Here is a 7258-nt window from a genome sequence, read left to right on the forward strand (position 1 = left end):
GCGCCTGCCTCCAACGAGCCGGTGGACGTGGGCACCTCGGCCCGGGCTACGCGCAAGGTGCCGCCGGAGTACCCGCGCCGGGCCCAGCGTCGTGGGCTCGAGGGCTATGTGGTGATGCAATTTATCATCCGCGCCGACGGCAGCGTCGATCGCGGCAGCATTCAGGTACTCGAGGCCAGCCCCCGCCGGGTATTCGAGGACGCTGCGCGTCAGGCCATCGCCGGCTGGCGCTTCGAGGCGGCGTCAGGGCTTCGGCGGGCGCGTCAACGACTCGAGTTCCAGTTGAGATAGATGTCGAGATAGCCACACAAGGGGTCGATCGCCATGGCAGTACTGTTGAAGACCACCCCGCTGGGGCGCTACCTGCAAGGCACTGGTGCCGCCCTGGCGCTGGGCCTGATGGCGGGTCTGGCCGGCGCACTGGCAAGTCCTGCGGCAAGCGCCGCGCCGACCCTGTCCGGTGGCATCATCGCCGACCTCAAGAGCCTCGAGCAGCGCCTGGCCGACGACCCGGCAGGGGTCGAGGCCAAGGCCGAGAGCCAGGCCGAGCGGCTCACCGGAGGCAACGCCTCGGACCGCTGGGCCAGGGCGCTCTACCTGCAGCTTGCCGCCGGGGCGGCATCGGCCCAGAACCGGCCCGAGGAGGCGGCCGATCACCTGGCCAGCGCCCGCCGGATCGATGGGGTCGAGCAGGCCCAGCGAGATCGCTGGCTGCGCCAGGAGATTGAACAGCGCATCCAGGCGCAGCAACGTCAGCAGGCGAGAACGCTGTTGGAAGACTGGCTATCGCGCCACGAGGATGTCGAGGCACTTTGGACCCTGGCCGAGCTGGCGGCCGCCGACGAGGACTGGGAGGCCGCCGCCGACGGGGTCGAACGGGCCAAGGCGGCGGACCCGCAGCCGAGTCAGGCGCGGCTCGATTTCGCCGGAGGCGTGATGCACAAAAGCGGTCGTCTCGATCAGGCCCTGGCGGCTCTGGAGGCGCGGCTTGCCACCGATCCTGCTGATGCCGATGCCTGGCGCCGGGCCGCGGCCCTGGCCCAGCGGCTGGGTGATCTGGTCCGGGCCGCGGCGCTGTGGGAGGCCGGCTGGCGTCAGGGCGCCCTGTCCGGCAACGATGACCTTGAACGTCGCATCGAGCTCCACCTGGCCGCCGGTACCCCCGCACGCGCCGCCGAACTGCTCGAACGGGCGCTGGCGGAAGGCGTCCTCGAGGATAGCGAGCAACGTCGCCGGTTGCTGGCCGAGGCCTGGTTTCAGGCTCGCGACCATGACCAGGCGCTGAACGCCTGGCAGACCCTTGCCGAGCGTTCCGACGCTGGCTCGGACTGGCTCCGGTTGGGACAGATTGCCGCAGGCTGGGGCCGCGAACAGACCGCGCGCGAGGCATTGAACCGCGCACTCGCCAAGGGCGAGGATGAGGCGCAAACCTGGCTGGGCGCGCTGTCCGCGGGCTCGCAGACGGGGCAGGGCACGGCCGCTGAGCCTGGCTCCGGCGCCACGGATTCACCTCGACCCTCCGATGAAGGCGCTGGCTGAGGCGGCTCGCTGCCTTGTGGCAAAAAAGACCCTCAGCGTAGAATTCGCCCCATGAAGAATTCCAGAAGCCTCATATTGCTGGTCATCGTTCCCGCGGTGGCCGTGGTGCTGCTCGGGGCGGCCATCTTTGGCTCCCAGGCGATGTCCGACAGCCGTCTGGACGATGACGCGCGCGCCGCCCTGGCGGCGTCCCTTCAGACCTCGGCACCGATCGAGCTCGCCAACTTGCAGGAGGTGCGCTACGGCTATGGCGTGTGTGGCTCCTATCGGCTGGCATCGGACGAAGGCTTTGCCTCCTTCTATCTTGATACCCAGAGCGGCGAGGTTGAGCTGGACGTCAACTCCCGTCGTTTCAATACCCATTGTGGCCTGTCGGCGCTGTGCTGATGGTCTCCATCGACGGTGACCGGTGTTGGTTGGCGATTGACGACTGAGCCACCTTTGTCGACACAGGCTCGTGCCGGCACTTTCTCAAGGAGACGTTTTCATGCGCATGTTCAAGGGCACCCTGGTTGCCGGACTGCTGTCGCTGCTTGCGGCTACCCCGGTACTTGCCGCCGAGCTAGAGATCAGCGACGCCAGGCTGCGCATGCTGCCCGGCGACCGCCCCGGTGCCGGTTACTTCAAGCTCTACAATGCGGGCGACGAGCCGGCAGCGGTGGTCGGAGCAGAGACCGACGCCTACGCCTCGGTGGAGCTGCACATGAGCATGGAGAAAGACGGCATGGCCATGATGCACGGCGTCGAGCGCTTCGAAGTGGCCCCCGGCGAGACCCGCGAGTTCGCCCCCCAGGGTTATCACCTGATGTTCATGAAGCCGCAACAGTCGCTGAACGTTGGCGATGAAGTCGAGGTCCGCCTGATCCTCGAAGGGGATGAGCGCGTCGAGACGACCTTCGAGGTGGTCTCGCCGGCGGCGCTGTAACGACGGTCTTGAGACGGCTGAGACAGCTGAGACAGTTAGGTCGGCAAAGTGATGTCGAGAGAACGGTGTCGGGAGCAGGGGCTGCAAAGTAGAGCCGAGACAACGGCCCATGAAATGAAAGCTACGAGGTTGGCAATGCGACAGGGCAGGACCGGCGGCAATGGCAGGGTGCAGAGAAGGGGAGCTGGTGCGAGCCAGGCAGTCGTCAGGGCTGGTGCGGCACTGCTGCTGACGGCTGCGCTGTTTGCCCTTGCCGGCTGCGAGGACGTCAACTGGCGTGGCACCGACATCTCCGACGCCATGCCGGCGCTGGACTTCGAACTGATCGACGAGAACGGCCAGCAGGTCGATGAGGGTGACTACGCCGGCAAGACGACACTGGTCTACTTCGGCTTCACCCACTGCCCGGACGTCTGTCCCACCGCGCTGGCGCGCTTGTCAGCGGCGATTCGTGAACTCGACGAGCCGACCAGAGACGCCGTCAGGGTGCTGTTCGTCTCGGTGGATCCCGAGCGCGACAGTCCCGAGGTGCTCGACGCCTATACCGAAGCCTTTGGGCCGCGGTTTATCGGCCTGACCGGCGACAAGCCGGCCCTCGACGCGGTCACCAACCGCTACCGCGTCAGCTATCGTCTGGGTGAACCTGAGGCCGACGGCAGCTACGACGTCGACCATTCCAGCGCCATCTTCGCCTTCGATTCAGGCGGCGACGCCCGTCTGCTGATGCGTGACACCGATCCGGTGGACTCCATCGCCGCAGACATCCGAAGGCTGGTGGAGAAGGGGTAGAGGTCCCCATCTTCTTGCAAAAATGCAGCTGGAAAAGCAAAGGGCCACCTGAAGTGGCCCTTTCGCGTCTCGATGGTAACGCGCCTTCACGCCTCGCTGCGTGGCAGCTTGATGCAGTCTCTGGTGCCGCGCGTGGTGTTGTGAAGTTCTAAAGATCCAGTTCGGTCCACACCGGGGCGTGGTCCGAGGGTTTTTCCATGGCGCGCAGGTCGTAGTCGATGCCGGCGTCGGTGACGCGCTCGGACAGCGATGCCGTGGTCAGGATATGGTCGATGCGAAGGCCCCGCTTGGGTTCGCGATCGAAGCCCTTCGAGCGATAGTCGAACCAGCTGAAGCGATCGTCCACCTCGGGGTAGAGGCGGCGATAGCTGTCCTCGAGGCCCCAGGCCTTGATGCCATCCAGCCATTCGCGCTCGATCGGCTGAAAGCTGGTCTTGCCTTCGCGCAGCCAGCGCTTGCGGCTGGCCTCGCCGATGCCGATATCGATGTCGGCGGGCGAGATGTTGAAGTCGCCCATCACGGCCAGGCGTTCGCTGGGGGAGTGGTCCTCGTCGAGCAGGCGCTGGAGCTGGGCGTAGAAGGCGCGCTTGTGGGGAAACTTGGTCGGGTGCTCGATGTTCTCGCCCTGGGGGAAATAGCCGTTGTAGACCCATACAGGCTCGCCGTCGGCGGCGCGCAGACGCACGCCGATCATGCGGCGCTGGGCGTCTTCACCGTCGTCGGGAAAGCCATAGCGAACCTCCTCCGGGGCCTCGCGGGTCAGCATGGCGACGCCGTAGTGACCCTTCTGGCCATGGAAGTGCACCTGGTAGCCCATGGCTTCCACCGCCTCGCGGGGGAATTCACTGTCCTGGACCTTGGTTTCCTGCAAACCGATCAGGTCGGGCTGGTGGGAGGCGATCAGCGCCTCGAGCTGGTGCAGGCGTGCGCGGATGCCGTTGATGTTGAAGCACACCAGGCGCATTACTGCTCTCCCTTGTTGCTGTCGCTGTTACTGCTGTCCGGCCCCTTGCCTTCGGGGTGAATCTCGATCGACGGGGCGGCGCGCATGCGCTCCAGCCGGCGTGCGGCCTGGGCCTTGCGCTGCTGGCGCTTCTTGGCGGAGAAGCGCCGTGATGAGGTGACCTCATCGGGATTTTCGTGGCGCCACTGCTTGTAGTCCTTGCGCCGACCGGTACGGATGGTCACCTTGTCGGCCAGGGAACGGGTCTTCTTGCGGCGTGTCATGACGCGGGGCTCCTGTATTCAATGGGCACATTCTATCAGTGCGGGGCCGCCAGGACAGCCGCTAGACACGATTCGATGCGCATCGGGCAAGCCCAAACGGCCAGACGCTGGTACAATACCCGGCTTGAGGAAACTCGAGGGGGCCCTGTGCCGTTGCCTCGACGCTTTCCGCTTTCCTTCAACTTCTCTTCGAGACGGACACACAGCACAGCCTATGAGCGAGTCGGAACAGACCACCGCACCGGCCGAGAGCCGCAAGCCCAAGCGTCGTCGCCGCAAGCCGAGGCGCCGCCAGTCCAACTGGGATCTGCGCCAGTTTCAGGTGCCCGCCGTGGCGGGCAAGTGGCGGTTCCACGACTTCGATCTGCCGCTGCCGCTGATGCGCGCCATCCATGCGCTCGGGTTCGAGTACTGCACGCCGATTCAGGCCGAGGCCCTCACCCACACCCTGATGGGTGGAGACGTGGTGGGCAAGGCCCAGACCGGTACCGGCAAGACCGCCGCCTTCCTGATTTCCATGATGGCCTACTTCCTCGAGGAGGAGGTGCCGGATGGCCAGAAGCCGGGGACGCCGCGCGCACTGATCGTGGCGCCGACCCGCGAGCTTGCCTTGCAGATCGAGAAGGACGCCAAGGCCCTGGCGCGCTTCACCTCGCTCAAGGTGACCAGCGTCGTCGGTGGCATGGACTACCAGAAGCAGCGCGAGGGGCTTGCCGGCAACGTCGATATCCTGGTGGCCACTCCGGGCCGCCTTCTGGACTTCCAGCAGAAGCGAGACATCGACCTCGGTCAGGTCGAGGTGCTGGTGCTGGACGAGGCCGATCGCATGCTGTCGATGGGCTTCATTCCCGACGTCAAGCGCATCATCCGCTACACGCCGAAGACCGAAGAGCGGCAGACCTTCCTGTTCTCCGCGACCTTCACCGAGGACATCCTCAACCTGGCCAGCCAGTGGACCCATCAGCCGGCCCACGTCGAGATCGCGGTCACCGTGGATAACGCCGCCGATATCGATCAGCGGGTGTACATGGTGGGCGACGAAGACAAGCAGCGACTGCTGGTCAACCTGCTGCAGCAGGAGTCGTTCGACCGGGTGATGGTGTTCGGCAATCGCCGCGATCTGGTGCGCAAGCTGCTGGACCTGCTGAAGAAGGCCGACATCAATGTGGCCATGCTGTCCGGCGATGTGCCGCAGAACCAGCGCATCCGCACCCTGGAGCAGTTCCGCGAGGGCGAGATTCAGGTGCTGGTGGCCACCGACGTGGCCGGCCGTGGCATCCATATCGAGGACGTCAGCCACGTGATCAACTACACCCTGCCCGAGGATCCGGAGGACTACGTCCACCGCATCGGGCGCACCGGCCGTGCCGGCGCCAAGGGCGTGTCGATCAGCTTCGTGGGTGAAGAAGACGCCTTCTCGCTGCCCGAAATCGAGCGCTTCATCGGCGACAAGCTGCCCTGCGAGCATCCGCCGGAAGGGCTTCTGTAAGCCCGTCAGGCGTTTGACGCTTGTACGCAGTCAGGGCCGGCCCAGCGCCGGCCCTTTGCGTCTCTTCCCCCTGTCCTTTTTCTCAATTGTCGTGGACCCGCCATGCTAGACGACGCCCTCAAGAGCGAGATTCAAAGCGCCTATCGTCGGGTGCTGGAGGCGCTGGAGCTGACCCCGCGCTACGGCCAGCGGCTGATGATCGCCGAGATCTCCCGCACCCTGGCCGGTATCGAGACCGACGAGGATGGCAAGCGGGTGAGCGACGAGCACGTCTGCGTGCTGGAGGCGGGCACAGGTACCGGCAAGACCCTGGCCTACCTGCTGGCGGCGTTGCCGGTGGCCAAGGCGCGCGGCAAGCGCCTGGTGCTGGCCACCGCCACGGTGGCGCTGCAGGAGCAGGTACTGCACCAGGACCTGCCGTCGCTGAAGGCCCACAGCGGACTGTCCTTCGACTTTGCCCTGGCCAAGGGGCGCGGGCGCTACGTGTGCGTGGCCAAGCTCGACGCGGCCATGGACGGCGCCGAGGAAAACCCGACGCTGTCGCTGTTCGAGCAGAGCCTGGACGCCGCCACCGGCGATGACTTCAAGGCGCTGGTGGCCGCCATGGGAGACGCCTACGGCAACGGTCGCTGGGAAGGGGATCGCGATAGCTGGGGCGAAGCCATTGACGATAGCCATTGGCGGCGACTGACGGTGGATCACCGCCAGTGCACCAATCGCCGCTGCGGGCACTTCGGTGCCTGTGCCTTCTTTCGTGCCCGGCGCGACCTGGATCAGGCCGACGTCATCGTCGCCAACCATGACCTGGTGCTGGCGGATCTGGCGCTCGGCGGCGGCCTGGTGCTGCCCGACCCTGCCGACTGTATCTACGTCTTCGACGAGGGCCACCACCTGCCGGACAAGGCGATCTCCCACTTCACCCATCGCTTCAGCGTGGGCGGCGGGCTGCGCTGGCTGAGAAACCTCAGGGGCTCGCTGACCGAGCTGAATACGGCCCTGGGCGTGCAGCCGACCCTGGCGCGACTGCTGGGCGCGCTGCCCACCGCGATGGAAGCGCTGGAGCCACGCCTGGGCGAGGTGTTTGCGCTGGGCCACCAGCTGGCCGAGCGGCCCCATGGGCTCAACGACGACGAGGACGGTGCTCAGCACCGCTTCGAGATGGGGCGTGTGCCCGAGGCCCTCCGGGCCCAGGCCGAGGCGCTGGTGGTGCCCTTCGCCGAACTCTGTCGTCTGCTCGAGTCGATGACCGACATCCTGCGCGAGAGCCTGGACCCGGAGAAGTCCACCGG

At 66.2% G+C, this 7258-nt stretch carries 9 protein-coding genes; 7 read left to right on the forward strand and 2 right to left on the reverse strand.

The genetic code is table 11. The features are described from left to right. From NH448_RS22765 to NH448_RS22785, 5 genes are all read left to right on the forward strand, one after another. Positions 1 to 291 (forward strand): energy transducer TonB (locus NH448_RS22765; RefSeq protein ID WP_253029526.1); only part of this gene is annotated, 291 nt, incomplete at its 5' end. A 33-nt stretch (positions 292 to 324) separates the two neighbouring features. Further along, positions 325 to 1539: a hypothetical protein gene (locus NH448_RS22770; RefSeq protein ID WP_253029527.1), complete on the forward strand. Its 1215-nt coding sequence runs from the start codon at positions 325 to 327 to the stop codon at positions 1537 to 1539. A 51-nt stretch (positions 1540 to 1590) separates the two neighbouring features. After that, positions 1591 to 1926: a hypothetical protein gene (locus tag NH448_RS22775; RefSeq protein WP_045993471.1), complete on the forward strand. Its 336-nt coding sequence runs from the start codon at positions 1591 to 1593 to the stop codon at positions 1924 to 1926. 100 nt (positions 1927 to 2026) lie between these two features. Further along, a complete protein-coding gene (locus NH448_RS22780; RefSeq protein ID WP_253029528.1) occupies positions 2027 to 2464 on the forward strand; it encodes a copper chaperone PCu(A)C in 438 nt (145 codons plus the stop codon). Between the two features lie 135 nt (positions 2465 to 2599). Beyond that, positions 2600 to 3253: an SCO family protein gene (locus NH448_RS22785; protein WP_366078359.1), complete on the forward strand. Its 654-nt coding sequence runs from the start codon at positions 2600 to 2602 to the stop codon at positions 3251 to 3253. Positions 3254 to 3401: 148 nt separating this feature from the next. Here NH448_RS22785 and xthA read toward each other — a convergent pair whose 3' ends face one another. Next, positions 3402 to 4217, reverse strand: coding sequence for an exodeoxyribonuclease III (xthA, locus tag NH448_RS22790; protein WP_108132697.1), 816 nt, complete (start codon positions 4215 to 4217; stop codon positions 3402 to 3404). Further along, the gene (locus NH448_RS22795; RefSeq protein ID WP_045993474.1) at positions 4217 to 4480 is read right to left on the reverse strand and encodes a hypothetical protein; all 264 of its coding nucleotides are present in this window, start codon (positions 4478 to 4480) and stop codon (positions 4217 to 4219) included. Before NH448_RS22795 ends, xthA begins: the two co-directional genes overlap by 1 nt. A 214-nt stretch (positions 4481 to 4694) precedes the next feature. Here NH448_RS22795 and rhlB point away from each other — a divergent pair, with 214 nt between their 5' ends. Both rhlB and NH448_RS22805 read left to right on the forward strand, forming a co-directional pair. Next, positions 4695 to 5969 (forward strand): ATP-dependent RNA helicase RhlB, encoded by a 1275-nt coding sequence (rhlB, locus tag NH448_RS22800; RefSeq protein ID WP_124804378.1) that lies wholly within the window; start codon positions 4695 to 4697, stop codon positions 5967 to 5969. Between the two features lie 102 nt (positions 5970 to 6071). Continuing rightward, on the forward strand, positions 6072 to 7258 hold a 1187-nt coding region (locus tag NH448_RS22805), incomplete at its 3' end, for a DEAD/DEAH box helicase (protein WP_366078360.1).

The sequence above is a fragment of the Halomonas sp. OfavH-34-E genome (assembly GCF_024124525.1).
Classification (GTDB): domain Bacteria; phylum Pseudomonadota; class Gammaproteobacteria; order Pseudomonadales; family Halomonadaceae; genus Halomonas; species Halomonas litopenaei.

What these genes read in the sequence shown, in the direction of transcription:
- NH448_RS22770 (WP_253029527.1), top strand. Translation starts at nt 325, where the DNA reads ATGGCAGTACTGTTGAAGACCACCCCGCTGGGGCGCTACCTGCAAGGC.
- NH448_RS22775 (WP_045993471.1), top strand. Translation starts at nt 1,591, where the DNA reads ATGAAGAATTCCAGAAGCCTCATATTGCTGGTCATCGTTCCCGCGGTG.
- NH448_RS22780 (WP_253029528.1), top strand. Translation starts at nt 2,027, where the DNA reads ATGCGCATGTTCAAGGGCACCCTGGTTGCCGGACTGCTGTCGCTGCTT.
- NH448_RS22785 (WP_366078359.1), top strand. Translation starts at nt 2,600, where the DNA reads ATGCGACAGGGCAGGACCGGCGGCAATGGCAGGGTGCAGAGAAGGGGA.
- xthA (WP_108132697.1), bottom strand. Translation starts at nt 4,217, where the DNA reads ATGCGCCTGGTGTGCTTCAACATCAACGGCATCCGCGCACGCCTGCAC.
- NH448_RS22795 (WP_045993474.1), bottom strand. Translation starts at nt 4,480, where the DNA reads ATGACACGCCGCAAGAAGACCCGTTCCCTGGCCGACAAGGTGACCATC.
- rhlB (WP_124804378.1), top strand. Translation starts at nt 4,695, where the DNA reads ATGAGCGAGTCGGAACAGACCACCGCACCGGCCGAGAGCCGCAAGCCC.